Source organism: Aciduliprofundum sp. MAR08-339 (assembly GCF_000327505.1).
Lineage (GTDB): Archaea > Thermoplasmatota > Thermoplasmata > Thermoplasmatales > Aciduliprofundaceae > Aciduliprofundum.
This window is the reverse complement of the sequence record NC_019942.1, coordinates 1,024,867-1,050,430: the sequence shown is the minus strand read 5'-3', so window position 1 is coordinate 1,050,430 and position 25,564 is coordinate 1,024,867. Positions and strand designations below refer to the sequence as shown.

General features: G+C 43.1%; 34 protein-coding genes. 12 read left to right on the top strand and 22 right to left on the bottom strand.

What is annotated here, in order from left to right:
* The 7 genes from hycI to ACIM339_RS05680 all read left to right on the top strand — a co-directional run bounded on the left by hycI (window position 1) and on the right by ACIM339_RS05680 (window position 6,513).
* A complete protein-coding gene (hycI, locus tag ACIM339_RS05710) occupies window positions 1-438 on the top strand; it encodes a hydrogenase maturation peptidase HycI (RefSeq protein WP_015283663.1) in 438 nt (145 codons plus the stop codon).
* Between the two features lie 344 nt (window positions 439-782).
* A complete protein-coding gene (locus ACIM339_RS05705) occupies window positions 783-1,022 on the top strand; it encodes a HypC/HybG/HupF family hydrogenase formation chaperone (protein ID WP_015283662.1) in 240 nt (79 codons plus the stop codon).
* The gene (hypD, locus tag ACIM339_RS05700) at window positions 970-2,067 is read left to right on the top strand and encodes a hydrogenase formation protein HypD (RefSeq protein WP_015283661.1); all 1,098 of its coding nucleotides are present in this window, start codon (window positions 970-972) and stop codon (window positions 2,065-2,067) included. The genes ACIM339_RS05705 and hypD overlap by 53 nt, the downstream gene beginning before the upstream one ends.
* A 4-nt stretch (window positions 2,068-2,071) precedes the next feature.
* Complete coding sequence (hypF, locus tag ACIM339_RS05695; protein ID WP_015283660.1) at window positions 2,072-4,363, top strand: carbamoyltransferase HypF; 2,292 nt, start codon at window positions 2,072-2,074, stop codon at window positions 4,361-4,363.
* On the top strand, window positions 4,350-5,369 hold the full coding sequence (gene hypE, locus ACIM339_RS05690) for a hydrogenase expression/formation protein HypE (RefSeq protein WP_162007692.1): 1,020 nt from the start codon (window positions 4,350-4,352) through the stop codon (window positions 5,367-5,369). Before hypF ends, hypE begins: the two co-directional genes overlap by 14 nt.
* Before the next feature lie 11 nt (window positions 5,370-5,380).
* Window positions 5,381-5,788: a hydrogenase nickel incorporation protein HypA gene (hypA, locus tag ACIM339_RS05685; protein WP_015283658.1), complete on the top strand. Its 408-nt coding sequence runs from the start codon at window positions 5,381-5,383 to the stop codon at window positions 5,786-5,788.
* Window positions 5,789-5,790: 2 nt separating this feature from the next.
* Window positions 5,791-6,513 carry an Mrp/NBP35 family ATP-binding protein gene (locus ACIM339_RS05680; protein ID WP_015283657.1) on the top strand — a complete coding sequence of 241 codons (723 nt, stop codon included), beginning with the start codon at window positions 5,791-5,793 and terminating at the stop codon, window positions 6,511-6,513.
* On the opposite strand, the gene ACIM339_RS05675 is transcribed toward ACIM339_RS05680, so the two are convergent.
* From ACIM339_RS05675 to ACIM339_RS05610, 14 genes are read right to left on the bottom strand one after another with little or no spacing between them, the layout of a single operon-like run.
* The gene (locus ACIM339_RS05675) at window positions 6,510-6,956 is read right to left on the bottom strand and encodes a 4Fe-4S binding protein (protein WP_015283656.1); all 447 of its coding nucleotides are present in this window, start codon (window positions 6,954-6,956) and stop codon (window positions 6,510-6,512) included. The two genes, ACIM339_RS05680 and ACIM339_RS05675, sit on opposite strands and share 4 nt — an antisense overlap.
* Window positions 6,957-6,966: 10 nt before the next feature.
* Window positions 6,967-7,983: a respiratory chain complex I subunit 1 family protein gene (locus ACIM339_RS05670; protein ID WP_015283655.1), complete on the bottom strand. Its 1,017-nt coding sequence runs from the start codon at window positions 7,981-7,983 to the stop codon at window positions 6,967-6,969.
* Window positions 7,973-9,208, bottom strand: a complete 1,236-nt coding sequence (locus tag ACIM339_RS05665) for a nickel-dependent hydrogenase large subunit (protein ID WP_015283654.1) — start codon at window positions 9,206-9,208, stop codon at window positions 7,973-7,975. Before ACIM339_RS05665 ends, ACIM339_RS05670 begins: the two co-directional genes overlap by 11 nt.
* The gene (locus ACIM339_RS05660; RefSeq protein WP_015283653.1) at window positions 9,201-9,731 is read right to left on the bottom strand and encodes an NADH-quinone oxidoreductase subunit C; all 531 of its coding nucleotides are present in this window, start codon (window positions 9,729-9,731) and stop codon (window positions 9,201-9,203) included. Before ACIM339_RS05660 ends, ACIM339_RS05665 begins: the two co-directional genes overlap by 8 nt.
* The gene (locus ACIM339_RS05655) at window positions 9,721-10,161 is read right to left on the bottom strand and encodes an NADH-quinone oxidoreductase subunit B family protein (RefSeq protein WP_015283652.1); all 441 of its coding nucleotides are present in this window, start codon (window positions 10,159-10,161) and stop codon (window positions 9,721-9,723) included. The genes ACIM339_RS05660 and ACIM339_RS05655 overlap by 11 nt, the downstream gene beginning before the upstream one ends.
* A complete protein-coding gene (locus tag ACIM339_RS05650; protein ID WP_015283651.1) occupies window positions 10,158-10,508 on the bottom strand; it encodes a hypothetical protein in 351 nt (116 codons plus the stop codon). Before ACIM339_RS05650 ends, ACIM339_RS05655 begins: the two co-directional genes overlap by 4 nt.
* Complete coding sequence (locus tag ACIM339_RS05645; protein WP_015283650.1) at window positions 10,505-12,082, bottom strand: proton-conducting transporter membrane subunit; 1,578 nt, start codon at window positions 12,080-12,082, stop codon at window positions 10,505-10,507. The genes ACIM339_RS05650 and ACIM339_RS05645 overlap by 4 nt, the downstream gene beginning before the upstream one ends.
* Complete coding sequence (locus tag ACIM339_RS05640; protein WP_015283649.1) at window positions 12,079-12,423, bottom strand: sodium:proton antiporter; 345 nt, start codon at window positions 12,421-12,423, stop codon at window positions 12,079-12,081. The genes ACIM339_RS05645 and ACIM339_RS05640 overlap by 4 nt, the downstream gene beginning before the upstream one ends.
* The gene (locus ACIM339_RS05635; protein WP_015283648.1) at window positions 12,413-12,880 is read right to left on the bottom strand and encodes a Na(+)/H(+) antiporter subunit B; all 468 of its coding nucleotides are present in this window, start codon (window positions 12,878-12,880) and stop codon (window positions 12,413-12,415) included. Before ACIM339_RS05635 ends, ACIM339_RS05640 begins: the two co-directional genes overlap by 11 nt.
* Entirely contained in the window at window positions 12,877-13,182 is a 306-nt protein-coding gene (mbhE, locus tag ACIM339_RS05630) for a hydrogen gas-evolving membrane-bound hydrogenase subunit E (protein WP_015283647.1), read from the bottom strand. Before mbhE ends, ACIM339_RS05635 begins: the two co-directional genes overlap by 4 nt.
* Complete coding sequence (locus tag ACIM339_RS05625; RefSeq protein WP_015283646.1) at window positions 13,179-13,433, bottom strand: DUF4040 domain-containing protein; 255 nt, start codon at window positions 13,431-13,433, stop codon at window positions 13,179-13,181. The genes mbhE and ACIM339_RS05625 overlap by 4 nt, the downstream gene beginning before the upstream one ends.
* Complete coding sequence (gene mnhG, locus ACIM339_RS05620) at window positions 13,430-13,783, bottom strand: monovalent cation/H(+) antiporter subunit G (protein WP_015283645.1); 354 nt, start codon at window positions 13,781-13,783, stop codon at window positions 13,430-13,432. Before mnhG ends, ACIM339_RS05625 begins: the two co-directional genes overlap by 4 nt.
* Window positions 13,784-14,041: a cation:proton antiporter gene (locus tag ACIM339_RS05615; protein ID WP_015283644.1), complete on the bottom strand. Its 258-nt coding sequence runs from the start codon at window positions 14,039-14,041 to the stop codon at window positions 13,784-13,786.
* A complete protein-coding gene (locus ACIM339_RS05610; protein ID WP_015283643.1) occupies window positions 14,034-14,558 on the bottom strand; it encodes a Na+/H+ antiporter subunit E in 525 nt (174 codons plus the stop codon). Before ACIM339_RS05610 ends, ACIM339_RS05615 begins: the two co-directional genes overlap by 8 nt.
* Before the next feature lie 164 nt (window positions 14,559-14,722).
* Here ACIM339_RS05610 and nikR point away from each other — a divergent pair, with 164 nt between their 5' ends.
* Complete coding sequence (nikR, locus tag ACIM339_RS05605) at window positions 14,723-15,127, top strand: nickel-responsive transcriptional regulator NikR (RefSeq protein WP_015283642.1); 405 nt, start codon at window positions 14,723-14,725, stop codon at window positions 15,125-15,127.
* Here the strand turns inward: nikR and ACIM339_RS05600 are convergent, their stop codons facing one another.
* Window positions 15,128-15,841, bottom strand: coding sequence for a hypothetical protein (locus ACIM339_RS05600; RefSeq protein ID WP_048103829.1), 714 nt, complete (start codon window positions 15,839-15,841; stop codon window positions 15,128-15,130).
* Window positions 15,842-15,978: 137 nt separating this feature from the next.
* On the opposite strand from ACIM339_RS05600, the gene cbiM reads away from it, so the two are divergent.
* The 4 genes from cbiM to ACIM339_RS05580 are packed head-to-tail and all read left to right on the top strand — an operon-like array spanning window position 15,979 to window position 18,439.
* Window positions 15,979-16,677 carry a cobalt transporter CbiM gene (cbiM, locus tag ACIM339_RS05595; protein ID WP_015283640.1) on the top strand — a complete coding sequence of 233 codons (699 nt, stop codon included), beginning with the start codon at window positions 15,979-15,981 and terminating at the stop codon, window positions 16,675-16,677.
* Window positions 16,661-16,987: a hypothetical protein gene (locus ACIM339_RS05590; protein ID WP_015283639.1), complete on the top strand. Its 327-nt coding sequence runs from the start codon at window positions 16,661-16,663 to the stop codon at window positions 16,985-16,987. The genes cbiM and ACIM339_RS05590 overlap by 17 nt, the downstream gene beginning before the upstream one ends.
* On the top strand, window positions 16,962-17,762 hold the full coding sequence (gene cbiQ, locus ACIM339_RS05585) for a cobalt ECF transporter T component CbiQ (protein WP_015283638.1): 801 nt from the start codon (window positions 16,962-16,964) through the stop codon (window positions 17,760-17,762). Before ACIM339_RS05590 ends, cbiQ begins: the two co-directional genes overlap by 26 nt.
* Entirely contained in the window at window positions 17,735-18,439 is a 705-nt protein-coding gene (locus ACIM339_RS05580; protein WP_015283637.1) for an energy-coupling factor ABC transporter ATP-binding protein, read from the top strand. Before cbiQ ends, ACIM339_RS05580 begins: the two co-directional genes overlap by 28 nt.
* 13 nt (window positions 18,440-18,452) lie before the next feature.
* Here the strand turns inward: ACIM339_RS05580 and ACIM339_RS05575 are convergent, their stop codons facing one another.
* The 7 genes from ACIM339_RS05575 to ACIM339_RS05545 all read right to left on the bottom strand — a co-directional run bounded on the left by ACIM339_RS05575 (window position 18,453) and on the right by ACIM339_RS05545 (window position 25,561).
* Window positions 18,453-19,025, bottom strand: a complete 573-nt coding sequence (locus ACIM339_RS05575; protein ID WP_015283636.1) for a FumA C-terminus/TtdB family hydratase beta subunit — start codon at window positions 19,023-19,025, stop codon at window positions 18,453-18,455.
* Window positions 19,026-19,877 (bottom strand): fumarate hydratase, encoded by an 852-nt coding sequence (locus ACIM339_RS05570; RefSeq protein WP_015283635.1) that lies wholly within the window; start codon window positions 19,875-19,877, stop codon window positions 19,026-19,028.
* Between the two features lie 294 nt (window positions 19,878-20,171).
* The gene (sucD, locus tag ACIM339_RS05565; protein WP_015283634.1) at window positions 20,172-21,038 is read right to left on the bottom strand and encodes a succinate--CoA ligase subunit alpha; all 867 of its coding nucleotides are present in this window, start codon (window positions 21,036-21,038) and stop codon (window positions 20,172-20,174) included.
* Window positions 21,035-22,141 carry an ADP-forming succinate--CoA ligase subunit beta gene (sucC, locus tag ACIM339_RS05560; protein WP_015283633.1) on the bottom strand — a complete coding sequence of 369 codons (1,107 nt, stop codon included), beginning with the start codon at window positions 22,139-22,141 and terminating at the stop codon, window positions 21,035-21,037. The genes sucD and sucC overlap by 4 nt, the downstream gene beginning before the upstream one ends.
* A 2-nt stretch (window positions 22,142-22,143) precedes the next feature.
* Window positions 22,144-23,454 (bottom strand): NADP-dependent malic enzyme, encoded by a 1,311-nt coding sequence (locus ACIM339_RS05555; RefSeq protein WP_048103827.1) that lies wholly within the window; start codon window positions 23,452-23,454, stop codon window positions 22,144-22,146.
* Window positions 23,455-23,503: 49 nt separating this feature from the next.
* On the bottom strand, window positions 23,504-24,787 hold the full coding sequence (locus ACIM339_RS05550; protein ID WP_015283631.1) for an LUD domain-containing protein: 1,284 nt from the start codon (window positions 24,785-24,787) through the stop codon (window positions 23,504-23,506).
* Window positions 24,788-25,561 carry a (Fe-S)-binding protein gene (locus tag ACIM339_RS05545; RefSeq protein WP_015283630.1) on the bottom strand — a complete coding sequence of 258 codons (774 nt, stop codon included), beginning with the start codon at window positions 25,559-25,561 and terminating at the stop codon, window positions 24,788-24,790.
* Window positions 25,562-25,564 lie beyond the last annotated feature (3 nt).

Below are 25,564 nucleotides of genomic sequence, written 5' to 3'. Positions count from 1 at the left end.
ATGAAAATCCTTATGGGTGTGGGCAACGAACTCAGGGGAGACGACGCTGTAGGAATTTACGTGGCTAGGAATTTTCACAGGGATGATTGGTATGTGATAATAGCAGGTCAGGTACCGGAGGATTTCACAGGTGAGATAAAGAGGATTAAGCCTGAAACTTTGGTACTGGTGGATGCTGCGTTGATGGGATTATCTCCCGGAGAGTTTCGCTTAGTACCTATCGAGAAAATTCCAAATGTGGCATTCAGCACCCATGGTATGCCGCTTTCATTCTTTCTAACTTACATTAATGATTTCGTAGGAAATAGCATTCTCATAGGGATACAGCCTAAAACAATGGAGTTCGGAGTTCAGCTTAGCACTGAAGTGAGGAGAGGTGCAGATCAGTTAATTAAAATACTTCAAAGCGAAAATTTGAATTTGATAAAATCATTGTGATTTTCTTTTTATATTTTACTTCCCGTCTCATCTTTTCATGGGCCTGGTTCACAATATCTATGATACCTTCCTCATCAACATAAACGATAATTTTTCCATCTGCTTCGATTCTTGTAATTAATTATTCCATTTTATTGCTTATTAAATACGATATTAGTTTTAAAAATATAAATATTTCTCAAAATCAATTCACTTTACATCACATTGATAATCCAATCTTCTTGCATATTTTCATTTAAGCATTTGCCCACTGATGAAAAGTAATTTTCCACCATTTTTACGAAATTTAAAATTTAAAAAACGACTATCGCAACATTTATTAGGCAAAATGCGATATAGTAGCGATGTGTCTTGCCATACCTGGAAAGATTGTAAAAATCGAGGGAAATGTGGCCATTGTGGATTATGGTGGAATAAAAAAAGAGGCCCGTATAGATTTCGTTCCTGACGTTAGAATAGGAGATTATGTGATAGTTCACACAGGATTTGCCATTGAAAAATTGAAAAAAGATGAGGCTTTAAAAAGCATAGATGCTTGGGAATTCATACTGGGGGATGAGAGTGAAGATCAATACTATCATTGATAAAATAAAAAAAGAGGCATCAAAAATAGGCAGAGAGGTCAGATTCATGGATGTCTGTGGTACCCACGAGGATACCATAAATCGTGGAGGAATAAGAACCCTTCTACCGAAGAATGTAAGAATTTTCGCGGGACCAGGGTGTCCCGTATGCATTACGCCCGTTGAAGATATAGTACGTATGATGGAAATTGCAAAAAGAAAAGAGATAATAATAACAACCTTTGGTGATATGTACCGAATTCCAACCCCAATCGGTAGTTTTGCAGATTTCCGTGCAGTGGGCCACGACGTTAGAATAGTCTATTCAATTCACGACGCCTACAAAATGGCACTCAAAACAGACAAAATGGTGGTTCATTTCTCGCCCGGATTTGAAACCACCACAGCCCCAACTGCAGGCATAATCCAAGAAGTATGGGACAAAAATATTGAAAATTTCAAAATATACTCGGTACATCGTCTCACACCTCCCGCCGTTGAATATCTTCTGAAACAGGGGTCAAAATTTGATGGACTTATCACCCCAGGGCATGTATCTGCCATTATAGGAATTATCGGGTGGAAGCACATAACGGATAGATACGGCATACCCCAGGTAATCTCCGGATTTGAACCAGAGGATATCCTATTATCAGTTCTTATGCTTCTTAAAATGCTCAATGAGGAACGTGTAGCAATAGAAAATGAGTACACAAGGGTTGTAAATTATGCCGGAAACTTAACTGCTCAGAAAGCCATAAAAAAGTTCTTCTCAACACAAGACGCAAAGTGGAGGGCTCTAGGAACAATTCCAAAAAGTGGTCTTGTTCTGAGAAAAGAATATGAGGACATGGAGATAAGAACCCAGTTGGATGTGGATATCCCGGAAATGGAAGACCTTGAAAGGGGGTGCAGATGCGGGGAGGTGCTGAGAGGGCTCATACTACCCGACGAATGCCCATTATTTGGAAAGGTTTGCACCTCATCCTCGCCTGTGGGTCCATGCATGGTTTCCTACGAAGGCACATGTCAGATATTTTACAAGTATGGCTCTCTTTTCGGGTGAGCCCATGAAATGTGTGAAAATAAGTGTAAATGGCATTGTTCAAGGCGTAGGATTTCGTCCCTTTGTTTACAGACTCGCAAATGAAAATTCTCTAAAGGGATATGTAAAAAATTTGGGGGATGCTGGGGTGGAGATTGTTGTTGAAGGTGCCGGGAATGATATTGAAAATTTCATAAATCAGTTGAAGTTAAAGGCGCCACCTCTTGCAAGGGTAGAGAAGATAGAGGTGAAAACCATATCCCCAAAGGGTTTTAATACATTCACCATACAAAATAGCTCCTCTGAAAAGCAAGGTGGTGATTCAATCATTCCGCCGGATATTGCAATATGCGAGGATTGCCTTAAAGAACTTTTTGATCCGACAGATAGAAGGTACCTGTACCCATTTATAGTTTGCACCAATTGCGGGCCAAGATTTTCAATAATTGAATCACTTCCATATGATAGAGAAAATACATCCATGAGCGAATTTCCCATGTGCAAGGAGTGCAAAGAGGAATACGAAAACCCTATGGACAGGAGATATCACGCGGAACCTGTGTGCTGTCCAGCCTGTGGTCCAAATTATACTCTGGTGGATAGGGATGGAAATAAACTAAAAGGTGATCCCCTTAAAAATGCATCCAGATTGATTGATGAGGGGCAAATAATCGCCATCAAGGGAATAGGAGGATTTCACATAGCGTGCAATGCTAATGATGACGAAGTCATAGAAACTCTGAGGAAGAGGGTGAGAAGACCCCAGCAACCATTTGCAATAATGGCAAAGGATATGGCGGTAATAAAGAGTTTTGCCATAGTGAGTAAAAATGAATTTGAGGAAATGAGAAGTTATCGTCGTCCAATTATATTGCTCAGGAAAAGGAGACCTTTTCCGTTACCCGATTCCCTGTCTCCTGGACTTCACACGATTGGAGTTATGCTCCCCTATGCCCCTGTACACCATATAATGTTTCATTATTCAAAAACCCCGGTGTACGTTATGACTTCTGCCAATTATCCGGATTTTCCTATGGTAAAGGATAATGAAAGGATTGTGGAGATAAGAGATGTGGTAGATTACTTTCTCATACACAACCGAAAAATTGTGAACAGAGTTGATGATAGCGTTGTAAGATTTGTTGATGGAAAGAGAGCAATCATACGGCGCTCCCGCGGATTCGTACCCCTTCCGGTTGGAAGTTGCTACAGGTACAACGGGATTGCGCTTGGGGCTGAGCTGATGAATTCGGTCTCCATAATAAAAAACGGGAAGGTATATCCCAGCCAATACATAGGAAATACATCAAAGGTGGAAGTTCTGGAATTCATGAAGGAGTCCATTGAGAAACTGAGAAAACTCATCTCACTTGACTCCCCAGAACTAATCGTTGTAGACTCACATCCTCTTTATCACACCTCAAGATTTGGGAAGGATCTATCAGAAAAGGAAAATGTTGAGCTGCTTAGAGTGCAGCACCATAAGGCACACATTGCATCAGTAATGCTTGAATACGGCGTTGAGGAGATGATAGGAATTGCAATTGATGCGGTTGGTTATGGTTCGGATGGAAAGATCTGGGGTGGTGAGATATTTTCAATCACCCAAAGTAACATAAAGAGGCTTGCACACATTTCCTATTACCCAATTCCTGGAGGAGATTTAGCAGCCTATTACCCACTGAGATCACTAATTGGACTGCTTTCCAAGATATACAAACCTGAGGAAATAGAAAATATAATTCAAAAGACATGCCCCAAGGCCATTGATACCTTCAAGCACAAGGAAGAATTTAACATCGTATTTCACCAGATTGAAAAAAGAATAAACACCCCCGAAACATCATCCACCGGTAGATTTCTAGATGCAATCTCTGTACTTTTAAATCTGGCATACAGGAGAACCTATGAGGGAGAACCCGCAATGAAACTTGAAAGCTTTGCAATGGGGGGTAAAGACATGAACATTGAGGTAGAGGTGGATGGGGAGATAAAACTCCACACCATTATCCCACAGATTCTCGATTTACCAGGTGAGGATGCAGCATACAGTGTTCAAACAGCCATTGGCAGAGCATTTGCCAGGGAAGCCATAAGACAAGCAGAAGAGATGGGTATAAAAAGTATTGGAGTTTCAGGTGGAGTTGCATATAATCAGATCATAATATCCACGATGAGAAGGATTGTAGAGAATTCAAACCTAAAATTCCTGGTAACCAAGAACATTCCCCGGGGTGATAACGGTATAAGTGCGGGACAGGCTTACTTGGGTGGATTGTACCTGAATGGAAATTTAAGGAGGGATGAAATTGAGTAGGATAACCTTAATGGAGGGAGCAGGTGGAGAGTTGATGGACAAGTTGATAAGAGATGTGATTCTATCCACCTTCTCTCTAAAAAAGGCAGGCAGCGTCTCTTTGGACGATTTGGATGATGGAGCAACCATTTCTCTCGGCTCGCAAGAGATTGTTTTCACCATTGATGGCCATACAGTGCAGCCAGTATTCTTTCCTGGAGGTGATCTTGGAAAACTGGCCATAAGTGGAACGGTGAATGATCTCGCAGTTATGGGGGCAAAACCCATGGCGATTGCTGTCTCTCTCATCCTTGAAAATGGCTTTGAAAAGGACTCTCTTAAAAAAATCCTAAAATCAATGAACATGGTGTCCACCAGCGTCCCCGTACCGATAATTACAGGAGATACAAAAGTTGTGGAAGATCAAATAGGCATATATGCCATAACTGCGGGAATAGGAGTTGCAGAGCATGTCGTGCGGGATTCCGGAGCAAGAGTGGGTGACGCAGTTCTCATAAACGGAGGAATTGGTGAGCATGGATTTGCAATAATGAGTAAGAGAGAGGGTTTAGAATTTGAAACGAAATTGAAGAGTGATACATCTCCAATCTGGAATGTTGTAGAGAGCGTGGCAAATGCAATAGGATGGGAAAACATTCACGCTATGAAGGACCCAACCCGCGGAGGTTTGAGCGAAGCGCTTAACGAGATGGCAATGAAAGCCAATGTGGGTATTGAAATAGAAGAGAGAGCCGTTCCAATGGATCCTGCCGTACGTGCAGCTGGAGAGATGCTGGGCATATCACCTTACATTATGGCCAACGAGGGAAAGGTTGTGATGATTGTGCCATCCAAGTTTGCTCAGGATGCACTGGACGCGATGAAAAAATGTAAAAATGGGAAAAATGCAAATATTATAGGCAGAGTCACCAAAGATTTTCCAGGAAAGGTCATACTGAAAACGGGCATTGGAGGAAGAAGATTCCTTGAAAGGCCCATGGGCGATCCTGTACCGAGGGTGTGTTAGGAGGTGAAAAAATGCATGAGTGGGCCCTTGCAGATGGAATAATGAAAACGGTCTTGGAATTTGCAGAGCAGCACAGAGCAAAGAGAATAAAGAGAGTTACCATTGTGCTTGGAGAGTTGCAGGATGTGGAGCAGGAAATCGTAGAGTTTGCGTTGAAAGAAATGAAAAATGGGACAATGGCAGAGGAAGCGGAATTCAGATTTGAGGAGGAAGAAGCAATATTTAAGTGCAGAAATTGCGGATATGTGTGGAAATTAAAGGATGTCAGTTCCAATATGAATGAGGAAATAAGGGAGGACATACACTTCGTACCTGAGGTTGTACATGCGTTCCTAGCCTGTCCGAGTTGTGGAAGCAGGGATTTTGAAGTTGTTAAGGGTAGGGGAGTTTACATAAGGGAGATAGTTGTGGAGGAATGAGTATGATAGACCCAAGAATTAGGGCAATAGAAGAAAGAACAAAAGATGTGAAGAGAATTATCCCAGTGGTCAGTGGAAAGGGTGGCGTTGGAAAATCCATGATCTCAACAACCCTGGCCCTATTGCTGCGGGAGAAAAATTACAGGGTTGGCCTTCTGGATCTGGATTTCCATGGGGCAAGCGACCACGTAATTCTGAACGCAGATACCTCCACTCTTCCAGAGGAAGAAAAGGGAGTAATTCCCTCAGAGGTATCTGGAATAAAATTTATGAGCATTGTGTTTTACTCTCAGGATAAACCCACACCTCTTCGGGGTATGGAAATAAGCGATGCACTTGTAGAACTTATGGCAATAACCAGGTGGGGGCCATTGGATTTCCTAATAATTGACATGCCACCAGGAATGGGTGATCAATTTTTAGATCTGCTCAGATTCCTGAGGAGAGGTGAATTCATACTCGTTGGTACACCTTCGCCCTTGGCACTGAACGTTGTAAATAAGGTTCTTGAAGTTCTGAAAGAACAGAATGTAAAAGTGCTTGGTTTAATAGAAAATATGGCCAGAGATAAAGAATTTCTCAAAGAATTGGCAAAGAAGCATTCCATAAGATATCTTGGAAAAATAAGGTTAATACCCAACATAGATTACATTATAGGCAATGTTGAGCAACTCCTAAACTCAGAGTTTGCCCAAGAACTAAAAAAAATAGTTGAAAGAATTTAATCTCCAGGAACAACCAGGTTCTTGGACAATTTATCCTCATCAGCCAACAGGAATTCCTCGGTCATCTTAAGGCATTTCCTGGGACATATCTCGACACATTGACCGCAAAAAACGCAACGGGAAACATATATTTTTATTTTTAAAGGTGCAGCCAGTTTCGCTCCATCTTTACAATGCATTATTATCCATTTTTTATCCCTAACAATTTCTATGGCTTTGGAAGGACATACCTGGGCACAAAGTCCACATCCAACACATTGATCGATATCGTACTCCAGTTTTCCTCGGAAATTTGGTGGTGTTGAGACGGGAGGATTTATCTTTATCTCATTACTCCGTACACCTTCAATAAATTTGCTGGTGTTTTTGGGAGCGTACTTTGCAGGGAACTTGTTTGTAAATGGCTTTTTGAATAACAATTTTAAAACCTCAAAAAACATCATTTTCATCACCTCACAACATCACATCAAGAGCGATAAAAACCAAAGCAATCAACGATGCAAGCGTGAGATATCCCCAGTAAATTTTAACTACCTGATTCACCTTGAATCTTGCAACGGATACTCGTACAAATGTCATGCAAAAGAAGATCACTATTTCCAATTTCAGAAGGAAAAACAGGAAATCCACAACACCCCATACCCACATGGGAAGTGAAACATAACCGCTCAGCAATGGAGATAAATTGTAAGGAAAGAATATGGCAACTATGAGAGATGACATAACCACTGTTTTCACAGCATCTGCAAGATAGAATAGGCCAAGATTTCTACCAGAATACTCCACAAATAAACCCTCCGCTATCTCAGTTTCTGCCTCGGCAATATCAAATGGAACCTTTGTTATCTCTCCCGTTGTGACCAAGAGTAGAACACCAAGGAGAATCGCTGCACCTATCCATCCCAATGGCCCCATTATACTCCATACAGGATGCTCTGCAAATACAGCCAGTGAAAATACTCTCTCCCCAGGATAGAGCGAGGCTATTTTCCAAGCAAGGGCAATTACAGTTACTGCCATTGGAAACTCATAGGACATCATAAGCACCATTTCTCTCTGGGCACCTATGGAGGCAAATGGAGAGGCCGATGCAAAGCCCCCTGCAACCATCGCGAGGGAAGGAATAGTAAGAAGGTAGAGCACAAGTATAACGTCTCCATGGCCCTGAAGAACTGGACCGAATGGACCCAATGGTATATAGAGCAAAATAACTAATGTTGAGGCTAGGGTGATTATTGGAGCTGAGTTGTAGAGCCATGAGATGGCATCATCCGGAACTATGCTCTCTTTCTGCAGTAATTTTTTCACATCCCAGAAGGGTTGCCACACAGGAGGACCCACTCTCCACTGCATATGGGCTGCAAGTTTTCTATCAATACCCTTTGTAAGCAATCCAAAGGGTATGGCAAAAAGGGCAATGCCACAAGTAGCCACTATGTACCACAGCACCTCTATTATGTTAATGGGCATTGCGCATCAACCTCCTCGTCTTTTTAACACTTAATTCATGCATATACTCCTTTGTGATCTCATACTCCTTTCCACGCTCATTAACAACGGTGACTCTGTTCAAACAAGACATACATGGATCCGTACTTGCCGCAACTATTGGCACATCCGCTATCTGAGCACCTAAAAGCATTGGACTCCATGGCAGAACATTGTTATAGGTAGGCGCCCTAATTTTCCAAGATAAGAATGGCTCTTTGTTCTTCTCAAGTCTCACATAGTGAATATCCTCTCCCCTGGGTGCTTCAACCCTGCCTATACCCTCTCCCTCTGCCTTCTTAATCATCATTTTTAATTTTACCAGATTCTTCTCTGCCAGGATTGGTCCAGAGGGCATGTTCTCAATGGCCCAGTTTATAATCTCAACACTCTGTTTCACCTCTAAAAGGCGCACTATTATACGATCATACACATCTCCATGTACTTCTCCGTTGTAGATATTGGAAGTCATAGCCTTTACACCATAATCAGCATAGGCTGCGTAGGGAAAATCCTGGCGAACATCCTTAGGTACTCCAGAAGCACGGGCTACAGGACCAACTGCGCAGAGTTTGAGAGCATCATCTTTGGTAAGAATCCCTACATCCCTTGTTCTCATCTTTATTGTTCTGTCCTTAAGATACATGTTTTTAATCTTGGAGAACTTCTCAAGATAAAACCTCATACCATTCTTAATTTTCCTCGCACCATCCTCTGTGATATCCCTGCGAACACCTCCAATCATCATTATTGCCTTGGTAACACGGTTCCCCGTGATATACTCAATAAGGTCCATCACATTTTCTCTAAGGGCCCAAGTGTAATGAAAAACTGTATCAAATCCAATTTCATGGGCTGCCACGCCTGCCCAGAGAAGATGTGAATGTATGCGTTCAAGTTCTGCAACTATGGTTCTTATATAATCTGCACGCTCAGGTGGATAGAGTTCAATGGCATCCTCAACAGCCTGCACCATGCAGAGCGGATGGCAAACGTTGCATATTCCACAAACCCGCTCTGAAAGATAAATGCTCTGTATGGCATTGTTTCTGTTCATTCCAATCCACTCTATTCCGCGATGCACCTGCGAGCAGAAAACATCCACACCAACTATTCTCTCACCCTCCACCTCTATCTTAAGGGTTATGGGCTCATGAATAGCGGGATGGAGGGGTCCAATGGGAATGGTGTAAGAGTTCTCACTCATCGGCATCACCTTCCTTCCAGGTTTCATACAATTTGTTCAGCATATCTTGTGGGAAGGTTTCATCTCTACGCCAGGGATATTTCCCACCTGGCCAGTTTTCTGGAAGGAAGAAGTGCCTTGTATCCTTGAGTCCCAAAAATTCCACCCCAACCATCTCATGAATCTCCCTTTCAGATATCAATGCGCCTGGAATTAACTCAGTAATAGTTTGAATTTTTAAGTCATTCTTTGGTAGTTCAACCCTAACGGATATGGTTTTTTCCTGGTGCTGTTTCCCATAATCAACTGTGAAATGATAGAGTAGTTCGATGCTCTCGCCAAGATTCGTGGCAGATATCACAGCGAAATGAGGATGATCCTGAATTTCAAAAAGAAACTTAACAAATTTCATAAAATCCTCCGTAGATATGTCCACAAATATGCTGGTTCTCTTTATTTTCTTTGTTCCGCAGGGTATTTCTTTAACTGCAACCTTGGCATTAAACCTTTCATCAATCATATTTACAAATTTTTCAGTGTCCATTACTCTCACCCCTGAGTCTCTCCAGTTTAAGCCATGCCTTCACCACACCGTCTATTATAGCCTCTGGCCTGGGAGGGCACCCTGGAACGTAGACATCCACAGGAATTACCTTATCCACAGGGCCAATTAGATTATAGGATTCGTGAAACACGCCTCCGCTTATGCCGCAGGATCCAATTACAATTACAACCTTTGGATCCGGAACTTGCTCGTATATTCTCTTTAGTTTGTCTTCCATATCTCTTGTAACAGGTCCGGTTACCAGAAGAGCATCCGCATGCCTGGGAGAACCCACAAGTTTAATACCGAACCTTTCCACATCGTATCTGGGCGTCAGTGCTGCAAGGATCTCTATGTCACATCCATTACAGGAACCAGTGTTTACATGGAAAACCCAGAGAGATCTATCAAAACTCTTTGTGGGAATCATGGGGCACCACCCCACAACGCGTACAGTATAATCATCACGGCAAGAACTCCTATGTACCAGCCAATATAATCTCTAACATCTCCCGTATGCATTTTCCTTAAAACTTCATAATATTTTTTGAGAGATGTGATGAAACCCCAGTATATATTTGAAGCCTGAACCCTTGAATTCCCAAATGACTCAGGTTCATATCCTGAGAGAAATGGCTTTGTCTGATCGGTTCCTCTCTTACATCTCTGATTGCCTCTAATCCATATCAAATAGGAAATCAGCAGTGCAATCAAAATCACCAAGAGCCAGAGCAATGGGGCCCAATAGCCATAGGGAGTGAGAAAATCCATATTCATGGCGTCCCACCTCCAAGTACACGTGTTATGTATCCAACGGGATTAGAGAGTGCATGCGCTGCAGGAGCAACCAGATAATGTATGGCAATGTTTGGGGATATTCCGAATAGTATGATGAAGAACGTCAAAATGCCCATGGCTATAAGCATGGGGCGTGGAACCTCCTTAACATCATACACTTTAGGGCCCATAAAGGCCGAGTGAAAAACCTTTACAAAGGATGCAAGAGTGAGAATGCTCACAACCATTGCAATTATGGAGAGCAGCGGATTGAACATGTAAACAGATTCGTATATCAGAAGTTTAGACGCAAAACCATTGAATGGAGGAATTCCAGCAATGGCAAGAGCTCCTATCATAAAGAATATCATCGTGTACTTCATTGTATGGCCCAAACCACCCATCTTATTCAAATCTGATGTGCCTACCCTGTAAATTATAGCGCCAGCAGTTAAAAACAGTAGCCCTTTGTACATGGCGTGGTTTATTATATGGAAAATTCCCCCTTCCATTGCTGCTAGACCGTATTGATGAAATGCTGCGGTCCCCAGTGTGGCTAGACCAACTCCCACACCCAAGAGCATATATCCGGTCTGAGAGATAGCATGATAAGCCATAAGCCTCTTTATATCGTGCTGTATAAGCGCCATGGTTACTCCAACAAACATGCTAAGGATTCCAAGCACAATAAGAAACCATCCAAGGGTATATGTATTGGCCGAAAGACCGAAAACAGTAAAGCACATTCTGAATAGTCCATAAAGAGATGATTGTGATGCCGTAACCAACATGGCAGTTATTGCTCCAGGAGATTTCCCATATCCGTCAGGCACCCAGAAATGCATGGGTATCGCTCCTGCCTTCATTGCAAGGCTCACCGTTAAAAGTGCCATGGCAATTTTATCCAAATCCGTAAAGCCTGTTGCCTGCATTCTATGTGCAACCATTGCTATATTTAGAGCGTCGTACTGCCCATAGAGTAAACCTATGGCAAATAGGACCATAAGACCTCCCAGGGTGCTCACAACGGCATATTTAAACGCAGCCTCAACGGCAATACCTTTATCTACACGATATGCCACCAGAGCCGCGGAAGCAAGGGAATTTATCTCGAGAAAAACAAAGAAGTTGAAAAGATCTCCTGTTAGCATCATTCCAAGCATACCCACGGTCATTAAAAGAAGAAGCGCGTAATATTTATCCTGTCCCGTTTGCTCTTTCTCACAGGAAGTTGAGTATATGGCTCCAGCCAAGGCAACCGTTGATGCGGTGAAAGCCATAAAAATGCTCATTGAATCCACTTCAAATATAATTCTTATCGGAATTCCTCCAGAGTCAGGAGGTACTGTCAGATTGTAAGGAGAGGCTCCAAACACATATACCTGAGTACCAAAATTGTAGACTTGATAGAGAAGCAGGAGTACCAAAATTTCTGTAAAAATAAGTGCTGATAGGACCCATACATTTCTTAAACGAGCACTGAACCTGGATATGACCGGTGTGATAAATGCTGCAAGCATTGGAACTGCAATTATGAGGGCGGGAGAATTCTGCACAACAGCATCCCATATCATCCTTTCAACCTCCTTACCTTCCTCGCATCCAGGGTCCCATAATGCCTGTAAATTATCACGCAAAAGGCAAGCAGCATAGCTGTGGTGGCCACGCCGATCACTATGGATGTAAGTGTTAGGGCCTGAGGTGTAGGAAGTACCATTTTTGTATTTGGGGCATTTGTAAATATGGGAGCAATTCCTCCGTTTTTATATCCCAAGGATACCAGAAAGAGATTAACACCACTTTCAATAAGATCCAAACCAATAACAACTTTTATCAAATTCCTTTTGAACAGCGCTGCATATAGCCCTGTTATGATGATCACAGCAACAGTTATATAAACGATATTAAACAGCATTTTTATCCACCTCCTTAAGATAGTGTAAATAGTAAATTACTATCACACTTAGACCTCCAAGTACCTCAATTCCAACAGCAAGATTCATTATTGGCAATGTACCAGCAGTATTCAGATATCCTGGATTTGGACCATATGAAACCCTATCTCCAAATAGAAAACCCGTATTCGCAAGCCAGTTGTAGAAGAAAGAGGTCCCTATACCCATAAAGGCTGTGATTATGAAAGCAAGTAAACCTATCGCCTCTGCAGCGGTCAAATGCGTCTTTTTTATCCATTTTTTAATCTGATTATAGTTATAAGAGACCACAATAAGAGCTATACCGGTGGCTATCACCGCACCACCTTGAAAACCGCCTCCAGGAGTTAAATGTCCATGAGCGACTATGTAAAAACCGAATATCATAATAAAGACATAAAGGAAATTGGCCTGTGTACGTACAATTTTGCTCATCATTTGGCATCCCTCCTTAAAGCCCTTAGAACCATTCCAACAGCAAGTACTGCGGTGAACAGGACAGACGCTTCGCCCAATGTATCAAAACCTCTGTAATCAAAAACTATACTTGTAACAATGTTATTTGCCCCTGTCTGATTCTGACCATTGTGGAGGAAATAATTATCCATGTCCTCGAACCTGGGTTTTCCAAACACCAAATGCCCATCCCCTGGCATTCCGAAATCGGCTGGGTTAATGGCCACGTATAGGAGTGATAGAGAGAAAATGACAAACACCAAGCAAAGTAGAATTCTCCTCATCCTTCCACCTCCCATCTGGATGTTCCTCTTATGGCAAGTATGAAAATCGCCGTGGTCAAGCCCGCACCTATCCCCGCTTCTGCTATTGCCACATCGGGAGCCTGAAGAACGTAGAATTCAAGAGACAGTAGAAAAGAAAATGCACCAAGGGCAACAGCACAGGCTAGAAGGTCCTTGAAATGGATGGATATATATGCAGTAATTACCAATCCCACAAGTATCAAAATCTGAATGAGAATTTCAAACATCATTTCCCCACCTCCAGCCGGTCCACAACCGCATATTTCGGTTTCACTCCACTTTTATATGCGGCGCGGGCAATGGCATGAGCACCAACAGGATTGGTTAAAAGCAATGCAGCAATTGCAATTAGGGAGTGGAGTGCAAGGGTCAAATTCCATGAGTTTCCGCTCAAATACAGCTGGGTAAAAGCCCATGTCACCACACCAAGAGATGTAAATATAGATCCAAATGTGGTTGCCTTCGTTGCCGCATGCAATCTCGTATACACGTCGGGAAAACGAAGAAGACCTACGACTCCAAGCCCGTTAAAGGTCAAACCTATCGCAATGAAAACATAAATGAGATAAGAGGTCCACATTTAAATCCCCCCCTCCAGGTATTTTGCAATGTAGAGCGTGGAAACAAAGGATAGAAGTGCGTATACGATGGCTATGTCCACATAGATAAGCTCCCTGTATGCCACGGACAAAACCACCATAACAGCAACTATCAGCGTGTTTATCGTATCAAGCGCAACCACCCTATCAGCCGCTGTTGGACCAAAAATTACTCGCAGTAGGGACAGGAGTATCCATACGATAATTACAAATCCTGTTAAAAACCATATATCAATCATCTGCAACCCTCCTTGCCCATCTTGGAAACGATCCGCATACCTTCCCAATGCTCGCATATTCTTTTTTCTCCTCTCCATACGGCACGTTTATCCAGTGCACATAAAGCACATTGTCATCATCAACATCCACGGTCAGAGTTCCGGGAGTTAAAGTTATTGAATTTGCAAGAAAAGTAACGGCAAAATCTGTATTCAATTTTGGATCTATTTTAACTATTCCAGGTCTAATCTTTCCCGTTATAACCCTGTAAGCCACATCCAGATTTGCCTTGGCCATGGCCCAGAAAAATGGACCTATTCCGTAAACTATGAACAGTAGCCACCTTGCAGGATTCAACATCCTGTAATTTCCTGATTTGCATAGATAATTTTTTGTGATTGCCCCTACTATCAAACTCAAGAAAATTCCCATAACTATTTCAGAAGGCGCCCAGAACATCATAAAATGGCCACTACCTGCCGTTAGGACGAGATATATAACGAATGCAACGACTGTTGTGATTATGAATGCAATCATTTAATCACCATGTAAGATAATTGCAATTATAAATATATGTTTTTCGTTTTTTTATGAATAAAAATTAAAATTTATTTTGCGAATATCGTTAAAATAGGAGGTGGAAAAAGCGCAATGAATATCACTCTAGAAATAATTTTATATCCTTTTGCATATCCATTAATATGTTGAGAAGATTTGGCGTGTCAATCGATGATGAATTACTCAAAAAATTTGATGAATACATATCACAAAAGGGGTATGTTGGACGCTCCGAAGCAATTAGAGATTTGATAAGAAACGCGTTGATAGACGAAAGCATTTCAAAGGGAGAAGAGGAGGTATTTGGAACAATAAGTGTAGTTTACGACCACGAGGTAAGAGGTATCAGCGAGAAGATAACACACATACAGCACCACTATGTGGAGGAGATAAGGGCAGCAATTCACGTGCATATTGATGAGAGAAATTGCCTTGAGGTGGTCATAGTACATGGTAAATCCACCATTATAAAAGAAATAGCAGATAAATTAAATAGCCTGAAGGGTGTTAAAAATGTAAGATTTCACCTGACCTCCGTGGAACCCTGATCATTCCTCTATTTTCATAAAATAATCTCCCCTAGGCTTCATATCCTTGAAATCCTCCCAGTTTAGCTCCGTGATCTCTTTATCTATTTTCATTTCAAATTTTTCATTGCCCTTAATATACCTACATTTTTCAACCACGCCATCCTTAATATATATCCTGAAAAAATCCCCGGTTTCACCCGCACCCAAAATCACAAAACTTCGAGAGTCTGCCGTTGTATAAAAATATTTAACAATTGGGGGCATTTTGGTAGGATCTATATCAGTAACCCTCATCCCACCCCTCTTTTTCTCTTTTATTAAAAACTTGGTATGCACGAACTCATCAATGATGTATCTGAGAGAGTTTCGAATCCCCTCTGCAAATTCCTTCAGTTGCCTATCCATCAATCTCTCGCCAAAACCCTCCCAGGATACATATATGACCATATTTTTTTTCTTCTCGTTCATTTTAAACGCTATCACTAAAGTTCCCTTCTTTCCTTTCATTACATATCTTAAGAAAGGATAAGAAATCTCAACCTTTATGTCAAAATCAAACTTGAAATCAAAGATAAATTTTTTAACATCAAATTCAACATGTACTATATTATCCTTAAGAGCACAACCCTTACAATATGGAAAATAATAAAGCAAAAATTCCGGCTTTTTAGCGATATTTACAAATGTTTTCCAATCACAGTCACACCTCATGACAACCTCCTTTGAATTCATAGATTTTCACCCCAGATGGGCGCATTACTATGGGAGAATTTAAACTTATCGGTATAAAATTAAAGTTTCAATGTTTCGTAGCAAAAATTAAATATTAATATGCCATTAATGTTACTATAAAATAAAAAGGTGATACCATGCATATACCGGATGGATATTTAGGACCCGCCACATGCGCGTTCTTTTATATAGTGATGATACCAATATGGTACACGGCCTTCAGAATCTCTGCAAAAAAACTGAACGAAAAAAGTGTGCCCATGCTATCAATGCTCTCCGCCTTCGCATTTCTTGTGATGATGTTTAACTGGCCAGTTCCAAACGGAACCACTGCCCATATGGTAGGAGCTGTTTTGATTGCCATTCTTCTTGGTCCCTGGGCATCTGTGATTGCAATAAGTGTAGCCCTGCTGATACAAGCATTTTTCTTCGGAGATGGGGGACTAACAAGCTATGCAGCCAACTGCTTCAACATGGGGGTTGTTATGCCCTTCGTGGGATACTATGTGTACAGACTCTTGCTGAGGATGATGAAAGAAAAAAACGCTTGGAGTATGGCCCTATCTGCAGCAATAGGGGGATACATCGGAATAAATACTGCCGCCTTTATGGTTGGTTTAGAACTAGGAATACAACCGTTCATTGCTCCCGGGTACTGCCCGTTTCCATTTACAGTTTCAATACCAGCGATGCTCTTGGCCCATTTGATCACCGCTGGGCCCGTCGAAGCAGTTGTAACCGGTACAGTTATTTATTACATGAAAAAACGAGCTCCTAACCTCTTAAACCTGCCAAAGCTCACCTTGAAGGGTGATAAAAATGCGGTCGTGGCTTAAAAAGGCTGTGCTTATAATTCTGATTCTGTGTGTAATATCTCCAATTGGCATACTACTAACATGGAACTACGGTGATGCATGGGGAGAGTGGAGTGAGGTCACAATAGGAAACAAAACATGGGTACCTCAGAAATACAGTGGTGGAGCTCCGCTTCAGGACTACAATGTGCCTGGATGGGACTCTATGGTGATGGCATCCTTTGGATACATAATTTCAGCGTTTGTAGGCGTATTCATGGTTATAACAGTAACTCTGGGAGTTATAAAACTGGGGGAGATAATCCGTGAGATTCGTGGAAGCAACACTTAAAAGCATACAGTCAATAGAAAAGTTCAACGGTTCCAACTCCCCACTAAACAAAATAAGTGCTGAAACCAAAATCCTGACTATGATAATAGTGATCATCCTTATGCTAGTCATGCACTCCCTATTTACACTCTTTTTATTGTTATCATTCTTAATCATGGAAAGCTTGATACTGGAAAGAAGCGTGTTCAAAACATGGCTATTCATACCCCTGTTCACCGGAATAATAGCCATCCCTGCGATTTTTATAACTCCCGGGACACAAATATGGAGTTTTTATTTTTTAAGAATAACTCAAGAGGGTATAAAGGCCGCACTTTATCTAACTGTTAGAACCTTGATAGCCGTTACTGCCGTGGCACTTGTAACGAAAACCACAAGATGGGACGATATAATGTATTCCCTAAAATCACTTAAATTGCCCAATACGTTCATAATGATTCTATTCTTGACCTTCAGATATATATTTTTCTTCACAAGAATTCTAGAAGACACATTACTATCAATAAAGAGCAGAGTGATCGGTAAAGAAAAATCCATAGAGTCTTGGAAACTTTACGCCCCACTTGTAGGTAATCTATTCATAAAAACCTACAAGATGGAAGAAAAAATATTTCTCTCTATGAAGGCACGGGGATTTTCAGGAGAGTATTCATATACAAGAGATAGAAACTTTGAAATTAACTGGCCTTACCTATTAATATTCATCTTTCTGGCGATCATTCTTATAAGCATAAACGGAGGGTTACTATGGAGATTGCCAAACTTGAAGATGTGAGTTTCAACTATGGGAATGGAGAGATCCTTCATAACATAAATATACGCATAAGCAAGGGGGAGGTTTTATACCTAATAGGAGAGAATGGCGCTGGAAAAAGTACTTTACTTCTCATTCTTGCAGCTCTATACGTACCAAGCAAGGGGAAAGCAACAATATTCGGAAAAGAAATAGATGATAAGGCTACCAAAGATACCGAATTACGTAAAAAAATTGGAATTGTGTTTCAGGATTCTGATGTACAACTATTCTCACCAACGGTATTTGATGATGTGGCATTCGCCCCTAAACATCTGAAGGAGAAATACAACAGAAAGATGGTAGAGAACGCTATGAAAAGAATGAATGTTTGGCACCTTCGCAACAGACATCCCTACGAATTAAGCGAAGGTGAGAAGAAAAGGGCATCCATAGCAACGGTACTATCATACTCTCCAGAGTTCATACTTCTCGATGAACCTACTGCGAATATGGACGCAAAGGGAAGAAGGGAGTTCAAAAACCTGATAGAGGAATTGAAAAATAAGGGGAAAACTATTGTTATAGCAACCCATCTTTTCAGCGAAATTGCATATGCAACAAGAATCATTGGATTGAAGAATGGAGAAATTATCTACGATGGGAATCCAAAAATAGTCGAAGACGCGAAGTACATGGAATCCTTAGGACTTGTATAAAAATAAAAGAAGATTAAATTTTGGCAAGAATTTCATCCAAATTTTTCTTAGCCTTCTCATCGATCTCATCGTATATGCTGTTACCGTGGGAGTCCATTGTCACCACAAGAGGACCGAATTCCTCCACGCGGAATACCCATACAGCCTCCGGAATTCCGAGTTCTTCTAGAAAATGCACTTCTTTCACACTCTTTATTCTCTCGGCCGCAAGAGCACCGCATCCGCCAGTGTAGGCTGCATACACAGCACCATGTTCCTTTAATGCCTTCAGAGTGCGCTCGCCCATTCCACCCTTACCTACGATTATCGCAGGATGGAACCTCTTAATGAATTCGTCCTCAAATATCTCCATTCTTATGCTCGTGGTTGGACCGGCTGCAACAACCTTCCATTCTCCGTTTTTCTTTGTGACAACAGGCCCGCAGTGGTAAATAACGGATCCTTCAAGGTCAATGGGTGCACCCTCCTCAAGGAGTTTTTTATGTGCTTCGTCCCTTGCGAGAATTACCTCTCCTGTGATGTATATAACATCCCCAACCTTGTATTTCCTCGCATCTGTGATGGGTGTTTTCTCATGATACTCCATTCAGACCACCTCCACCTTTCCATTTGAGTCTATAATAACCTTTCTCTTGCGATTTGCCCAGCACTGCGTCACAATTCCAAGAGGAAGCGTGGCTGGATGCCTGTGCGCGTACTCCACATGAACATCAAGCACCGTTGTATCTCCACCAAGACCCATTGGACCTATTCCCAGTTTATTGGCCATTTCATAAAGTTCCTCCTCAAGTTGGGCGACAAACTCCTCTTCGTGTCTCTGCCCTATTGGCCTTAAAATCGCGGCCTTCTTCGCAAGAGTTAAGGCAAGATCGGCACCGCCTCCAATGCCAACACCAATTATCGTTGGTGGACATGGCTTGCCACCGGATTTGAATACGTGCTCTATCACCGTTTTCTTTATTCCCTTAATTCCCACACCAGGGGGCAGCATGTAAAGACCGCTCATATTCTCGCTACCACCACCCTTGGGGATTACATAAATTACAGCATCATCGCCCTCACGAAGTTCCCAGTGGATGTAGGGCACGTATCTCCCTGTGTTGTCGCCTGAGTTCTTATGAAGAAAGGGATGTACAGCGTTTGGGCGAAGAGGGACCTCCTTGGTTGCCCTTCTAACAGCCTCGATTATGGAGTTCTTCAACTCCGCCCTGTATGGAAAGTCGTAGCCCATATCTATGAAAAATGTCTGCAATCCTGTGTCTTGGCACATTGGCAGGGACTCATTCTTGGCAACAGTGAAGTTCTCTATAATCGCCTTCAACTGTGTTCTCGCCATCTCGTTGCTCTCCCTCTTGTATGCCTTTTTGAGGGCTTCAACGGTGTCCTCGGAGAGCTGCGTCTCGGCCCTCCTTATGGCTTCAACAATTTCGTCAATCATATTATCACCCCTTAGTGCATGGTTTCTGAGGTTAAAAATGTATTGCGAAAAATGAAAGAGAAAAAGATCATTTTTTCCTCTTTCGTAGAAAGACCAGCAGAACAATGGTTATCAGAATTTTGCAGGAAAAACATAAGAAAGAGAAATACTATCACAACTATGGACTTTTCCATCTAACCACTCTTCCCCCGATTTTCATAGGTTTGGCATAGTATAAAACAGTTGAGTATCGAGGCCAAATCACAGAAAATTCCGGGCCGATAGATTTAAAAAATTGAAAAATTGAAAGATGGATTATTTATAGACCTTCTTCAGAGCGTTGGGTATTTCCCATGGGAACTCAGCCACAGGCACCCCGGCCTCGTTGAACGCTTTTATTTTACTCTCTGCTGTACCTCTTCCTCTCGTGATTATCGCTCCTGCATGGCCCATTCTCTTGCCTGGTGGAGCGGAGCGGCCTGCAATGTAAGCCACAACGGGCTTGCTCACATTCTTCTTGATATACTCTGCCGCCTCTTCCTCCGCTGTGCCTCCAATTTCGCCCACAAGCACTATCGCCTCTGTATCCTCGTCATTCTCAAACATTTCAAGGACATCAACGAAATTCAGACCAGTGATTCTATCTCCACCCAGGCCAATAACAACGCTCTGGCCATAGCCGTTAAGGGTAAGGGCATTTACAATCTCGTATGTGAGAGTTCCGCTCCTTGAGGCTACAGCAACATGGCCCTCGCGGAATATGTGGTTTGGCATTATGCCCATCTTAGTCTTACCGGGTATAGTGATACCTGGCCCGTTTGGACCTATAACAACATGCCCATGACTGCGAGCGTATGTCACAATATCGAGGGCATCATGCAACGGAACTTTCTCCGTCAGTATGTATATCACACGAATTCCATGGTACATGGCCTCAAATGCCGCATCCTTCACAAATCTGGCGGGAACTGTTATCATCGTTGCCTCGGGCTTATGCACCATGGCCTCCTCCACGGTATCGTAAACTGGCACACCATTTACCTCCTGACCACCTTTGCCCGGTGTGACACCCGCCACAACCCTTGCTCCGAATTTTATCATCTCTCCACTGTGAAACCTGCCCTGATGCCCGGTTATTCCCTGCACAATGATCCTGGTATCCTTATCAATTATGACGCTCATTCTGATCCCTCCATAACCTTCTTGAGCTTTTCAATCGCATGCCTCATATCAGCAAATGCGTGAATGCCCGCATCAGCCAGCATCTTTCTTCCCTCTTCCTCATGCACACCGCTAAGGCGCACAACAATGGGCATATCTATTTTGAATTCCTCCTTTGCCGCTATTATCCCCTGCGCCACAGTATCGCATTTTGTCACACCTCCAAATATATTCACCAGAATGGCCTCTGGATTGGCTTTTAGCACGTAGGTAAATGCATTCTTGGTAATATCCACACTATCAGTTCCGCCCAGATCAAGGAAGTTCCTGGGCTTGAGCCCGTAGAGAAGCAGTGTATCAAGAGTGGCCATGGTTAGTCCTGCTCCATTCGCTATCACTCCAATATTTCCATCCAGTTCAACGAAGGCGTATCCAGCGCGATTTGCCTCGAGTTCCAGAGGAGTTTTCTCCTCGGCATTCTCCTCCAGGTCTTTATGGCGATAGAGCGAGTCAGAATCAATTACTACCTTGGAATCGGCCGCTATAAGCTTACCCACACTCAGCACAAGGGGATTTATTTCCACAAGTTCAGCATCATACTCTCTGAATAATTTATAGAGGTTCATGAGTATGGCCGTAAACTGCTTTGCCATATCGCCTGTGAAACCCATCTTCTTGGAGAGAATCCTTCCTACGAATGGCTGCACCCCAATCTCAGGATTCACTCTGTACTTGTAAATCTTCTCATCGGGCACGCTCTCTATTTCCACCCCGCCCTCAGGAGAAGCCATTATGAGCGGAGATCTGGTGCTCCTGTCAATGAGTATGCTCAGGTAGTACTCCTTTTCAATTTTGAGTTTTTCTTCCACAAGCACCGCATGCACTTTGTGCCCCTTGATCTCCATAGAAAGAATTTCCTCGGCAAGTTTTCTCGCCTCATCCGCGGTGGAGGCAAATTTCACTCCTCCACTCTTGCCACGGCCACCCGTGAGGACCTGAGCTTTTATGACCACGTCCCTGTTCACTTCCCCTATCTCCTCGGGCTTGAATACCACATAGCCCTCGGGAGTGGGCACTCCGAATTTCCTAAACAGCGCCTTTCCTTGATACTCGTACAGATTCATTTTCATACCTCCTTTATTATCCCATTATCCATCAGGATCTTTAAACTATCACGGGAGAGTTTGATAATCTTTCTCGCCCTTTCATACTCCTCATCCCACGTAACATACTTCCTAGCCACACCCTCCTCCAAGGCGGCAATGGCCACTGCTGCAGCTTCCCTGGCAAACACATCCCAGTCATCCATTGTGGGCAGAACGTGATCCTCACTCAAACCTTCCTCTTCTCCAACCTTTGCCAATTCGTGGGCTGCAGCAACAGCCATACCATCCGTTATTGTCGTGGCATGAACATCTAAAGCGCCTCTGAATATACCTGGAAATCCGAGAGAATTATTGATCTGATTCGGATAATCAGATCTACCTGTACCCACTATTCTGGCTCCAGCCTCCTTGGCATCCCCAGGTAGAATCTCAGGAACAGGGTTGGCCAGAGGAAAAACTATGGCATCGTCATTCATCAACTTTATCCACTCTTTCTTTATCACACCTGGTCCGGGTCTAGTAAAGGATATAAGAATATCTGCATCTCTTAATGCTTCTTCAGGACCACCCATCACATTATCCCTGTTTGTTTTTCGGAGAAGACATCCCCTGTAGGGGAAAAGCCTGGCAAGATCCATATGCTGATGCAGCACAGTGGGTTCTCGATTCACCATCTCAACAACTCTTATATTTCCGGGATTCACACCCGCTTCCACAAGAAGACGCATAACTGCATATCCAGCAGCCCCAGCACCGAATGATGCTATAACCACATCCTCAAGTTTCTTGCCCACGATCTTAAGGGCATTGAGGACAGCTGCAAGCACAACAGTTGCAGTACCCTGCTGATCATCGTGCCATACCGGAATGTCCAGCTCCTTGCGCAACCTGTCCAGAATGTAGAAGCACTTCGGAGAGGAGATATCCTCAAGATTTATGCCTCCAAAGGATGGTGCTATCAGTTTCACAGTTTCAATGAACTTATCAGGGTTCTTCGTATCCAGCATTATTGGTACCGCATCCACACCTCCAAAATGCTTAAAGAGAAGTGATTTACCTTCCATCACTGGCAAGCCGGCAAGAGGCCCAATATCTCCAAGCCCAAGGATGCGGGTGGCATCACTCACAACAGCCACGGTGTTGCCCTTGTTGGTGTATTCGTAAACCTTTTCCGGGTCCTCCTTAATGGCCTTGCAGGGCTCGGCCACCCCGGGGGTGTACCATATGCTAAGGTCTCCACGGCCCCTGACAGGTACCTTTGGTAACATCTGAATCTTGCCCCTATACACCTCATGCCTTTCCAAGGCCTTGTTTCCAATATCATCTGCCATTTGTATCACCATTACACCGCATGATTTTTCAACTCCACATAATTTCCCATTATTCTTTGGACTCCTGTATGAATTCTTCTATTTCCTGGGCAAATTCCCTAACAATCTTGGGCACATAGCCCTGCTTGCGAGCATCATTGCGCAGTTTTGATATCATTCCAGGAATATCAATATTCAGGGGGCACATAACCTTGCACTTGCCGCAGCGGGTGCATGTGTATGCTATGGGACTGGCCTTCTCAAGACCAACAGTGGTGAACGCATCCCATATGGCACCTATTCCACCCATGTACTGCTGCCCGAAGAATCCAGCGGTTACCGCATAAACCGGGCACTCGTAGAGACAGGTACCGCAACGCAGGCAATAGAGGGCTTCATCATAACCCGCCTCGTGCATCTTCGTTCGGCCGTTATCAAGGAGAATCACATGGAGCTCCTTTGGACCATGTGCCCCATAAGTTATGACCTTCTCAATATCTCCGGTCTTGCTCGGTCCTGACACGAGGTTCACATATGCCGGCACTGTGTAATTGGCATACCTCCAGGTAACCTCCGTGACCTTGAATGCATCTTCAATTGTGGGCACGATTTTTTCCACGCCCACGATCGCTATTTGCACGGGGGGAGCTCCAATGCTCAACCTTGCGTTTCCCTCATTCTCAATTATGAACATCGTGCCCGTATCTGCGGCAAGAGCATTGGCTCCGTTTATTCCAATATCTGCCTTAAAGTACTTATCCCTCAGAAACTTGCGCACCGTCTCAACCATCTTAGGTATATCCTGCTCGTCAAGATCCTTCTCAATTATGCCCTTATCCTTCATAAATTTGCTGAGTACCTTCGCAACATCCTCTCGGGGCACATTGATGGCAGGTGCAAGAATATGTGTTGGCCTCGTGCCCATCAGTTGCACTATGAACTCGCCCAGATCAGTTTCATAAACCTCGTTACCCAATTCTTCCAGAAATTCGCGAAGATGTATCTCCTCGCTTGTTAGACTCTTGCTCTTAACTATGAGTTTTCCACTGCCTACGAGTTCCTTGAATATCTGCAGGGCTTCCTCCTTGGTTTTCGCATAATAGCAGTGACCGTGATTACGTTCAATGCTCTCACATGCCTTCTTTATCAGTTCGTCCATATGCTCAATGGAGTATTCCTTGATTTTTCTAACCTCTTCCGCAGTTTCAACGGAATTTGGAAACAGACTCAAAGCGTTGCGGCGATTATTTTCAAAGGCATTTATCGCACGGGATAATGCTATGCGAACCTTCTCACTCTTTGCACCGTATTCCACGATGCGATTCACGTATTCTTCATAAACATCATCTATCATTCACTCCACCCCCTCAAGGGCCATGTCCACAAGATTGGTATAGCTATATGCCTTGATGTTAAATCCAGAGTGCTTTATTCCTGCCTTGAAAGCGTGATATCCATTGCCACAGGTGGTCACTATAGCATCCACATCCCTTGGCAACGCGTACTCACGAACAACGTTACTTGCCACGTAGGGCATAAGTTCTGGCATGGTGAAATCAAGCCATCCTCCAGGACAGGCAGATATATCCCACGGTTTCAGGTTGCGCTCTTTAACATACAGTTCAGGATGGTCAAAATTCAGATACTCCAGTTTTGGTATCTTCTCCAAGACCTTTCGTGGTGGCTCAACCACACCGTACTTTCGACCGAGGGTACAGCCATCATGCAGCAAGATCTTCATTGGCAGTTCCCTGAACTTGAGTTTATCCAAGTTCTTGTATAGGAATGTAGATATGTGCTCAATAGGTACGGGTAATTCATACCCTCTCTTTACCAGAAATCCATTTAACTCCTTACTCCAGGCCACATAGGGGGCAGCGTAGGATGTGAGAATGAGATCGATGTCGTATTTGCTAACCTTCTCCTCGATCTCCTTAACCGTTGCCTTGGCAAAATCATCGGTTAGATTATCGTAGCCCAAAAATCCTATGGCCTCCGCACATATGACCTTACTTTCATTTGGCACGAACTCGTGCCCCATCTTTGTCACTATGGACTTGGAAGCATCGCATATCTCCGGCACACCCAACTTGTGGGAAGTGTCCCATCCATGAAGCATTATCCTCATTCT

Coding starts and splice junctions, on each gene's coding strand:
- hycI (WP_015283663.1), top strand. CDS start 1: ATGAAAATCCTTATGGGTGTGGGCAACGAACTCAGGGGAGACGACGCT.
- ACIM339_RS05705 (WP_015283662.1), top strand. CDS start 783: ATGTGTCTTGCCATACCTGGAAAGATTGTAAAAATCGAGGGAAATGTG.
- hypD (WP_015283661.1), top strand. CDS start 970: ATGCTTGGGAATTCATACTGGGGGATGAGAGTGAAGATCAATACTATC.
- hypF (WP_015283660.1), top strand. CDS start 2,072: ATGAAATGTGTGAAAATAAGTGTAAATGGCATTGTTCAAGGCGTAGGA.
- hypE (WP_162007692.1), top strand. CDS start 4,350: ATGAAATTGAGTAGGATAACCTTAATGGAGGGAGCAGGTGGAGAGTTG.
- hypA (WP_015283658.1), top strand. CDS start 5,381: ATGCATGAGTGGGCCCTTGCAGATGGAATAATGAAAACGGTCTTGGAA.
- ACIM339_RS05680 (WP_015283657.1), top strand. CDS start 5,791: ATGATAGACCCAAGAATTAGGGCAATAGAAGAAAGAACAAAAGATGTG.
- ACIM339_RS05675 (WP_015283656.1), bottom strand. CDS start 6,956: ATGATGTTTTTTGAGGTTTTAAAATTGTTATTCAAAAAGCCATTTACA.
- ACIM339_RS05670 (WP_015283655.1), bottom strand. CDS start 7,983: ATGCCCATTAACATAATAGAGGTGCTGTGGTACATAGTGGCTACTTGT.
- ACIM339_RS05665 (WP_015283654.1), bottom strand. CDS start 9,208: ATGAGTGAGAACTCTTACACCATTCCCATTGGACCCCTCCATCCCGCT.
- ACIM339_RS05660 (WP_015283653.1), bottom strand. CDS start 9,731: ATGGACACTGAAAAATTTGTAAATATGATTGATGAAAGGTTTAATGCC.
- ACIM339_RS05655 (WP_015283652.1), bottom strand. CDS start 10,161: ATGATTCCCACAAAGAGTTTTGATAGATCTCTCTGGGTTTTCCATGTA.
- ACIM339_RS05650 (WP_015283651.1), bottom strand. CDS start 10,508: ATGAATATGGATTTTCTCACTCCCTATGGCTATTGGGCCCCATTGCTC.
- ACIM339_RS05645 (WP_015283650.1), bottom strand. CDS start 12,082: ATGATATGGGATGCTGTTGTGCAGAATTCTCCCGCCCTCATAATTGCA.
- ACIM339_RS05640 (WP_015283649.1), bottom strand. CDS start 12,423: ATGCTGTTTAATATCGTTTATATAACTGTTGCTGTGATCATCATAACA.
- ACIM339_RS05635 (WP_015283648.1), bottom strand. CDS start 12,880: ATGATGAGCAAAATTGTACGTACACAGGCCAATTTCCTTTATGTCTTT.
- mbhE (WP_015283647.1), bottom strand. CDS start 13,182: ATGAGGAGAATTCTACTTTGCTTGGTGTTTGTCATTTTCTCTCTATCA.
- ACIM339_RS05625 (WP_015283646.1), bottom strand. CDS start 13,433: ATGATGTTTGAAATTCTCATTCAGATTTTGATACTTGTGGGATTGGTA.
- mnhG (WP_015283645.1), bottom strand. CDS start 13,783: ATGTGGACCTCTTATCTCATTTATGTTTTCATTGCGATAGGTTTGACC.
- ACIM339_RS05615 (WP_015283644.1), bottom strand. CDS start 14,041: ATGATTGATATATGGTTTTTAACAGGATTTGTAATTATCGTATGGATA.
- ACIM339_RS05610 (WP_015283643.1), bottom strand. CDS start 14,558: ATGATTGCATTCATAATCACAACAGTCGTTGCATTCGTTATATATCTC.
- nikR (WP_015283642.1), top strand. CDS start 14,723: ATGTTGAGAAGATTTGGCGTGTCAATCGATGATGAATTACTCAAAAAA.
- ACIM339_RS05600 (WP_048103829.1), bottom strand. CDS start 15,841: ATGAATTCAAAGGAGGTTGTCATGAGGTGTGACTGTGATTGGAAAACA.
- cbiM (WP_015283640.1), top strand. CDS start 15,979: ATGCATATACCGGATGGATATTTAGGACCCGCCACATGCGCGTTCTTT.
- ACIM339_RS05590 (WP_015283639.1), top strand. CDS start 16,661: ATGCGGTCGTGGCTTAAAAAGGCTGTGCTTATAATTCTGATTCTGTGT.
- ACIM339_RS05580 (WP_015283637.1), top strand. CDS start 17,735: ATGGAGATTGCCAAACTTGAAGATGTGAGTTTCAACTATGGGAATGGA.
- ACIM339_RS05575 (WP_015283636.1), bottom strand. CDS start 19,025: ATGGAGTATCATGAGAAAACACCCATCACAGATGCGAGGAAATACAAG.
- ACIM339_RS05570 (WP_015283635.1), bottom strand. CDS start 19,877: ATGATTGACGAAATTGTTGAAGCCATAAGGAGGGCCGAGACGCAGCTC.
- sucD (WP_015283634.1), bottom strand. CDS start 21,038: ATGAGCGTCATAATTGATAAGGATACCAGGATCATTGTGCAGGGAATA.
- sucC (WP_015283633.1), bottom strand. CDS start 22,141: ATGAATCTGTACGAGTATCAAGGAAAGGCGCTGTTTAGGAAATTCGGA.
- ACIM339_RS05555 (WP_048103827.1), bottom strand. CDS start 23,454: ATGGCAGATGATATTGGAAACAAGGCCTTGGAAAGGCATGAGGTGTAT.
- ACIM339_RS05550 (WP_015283631.1), bottom strand. CDS start 24,787: ATGATAGATGATGTTTATGAAGAATACGTGAATCGCATCGTGGAATAC.
- ACIM339_RS05545 (WP_015283630.1), bottom strand. CDS start 25,561: ATGAGGATAATGCTTCATGGATGGGACACTTCCCACAAGTTGGGTGTG.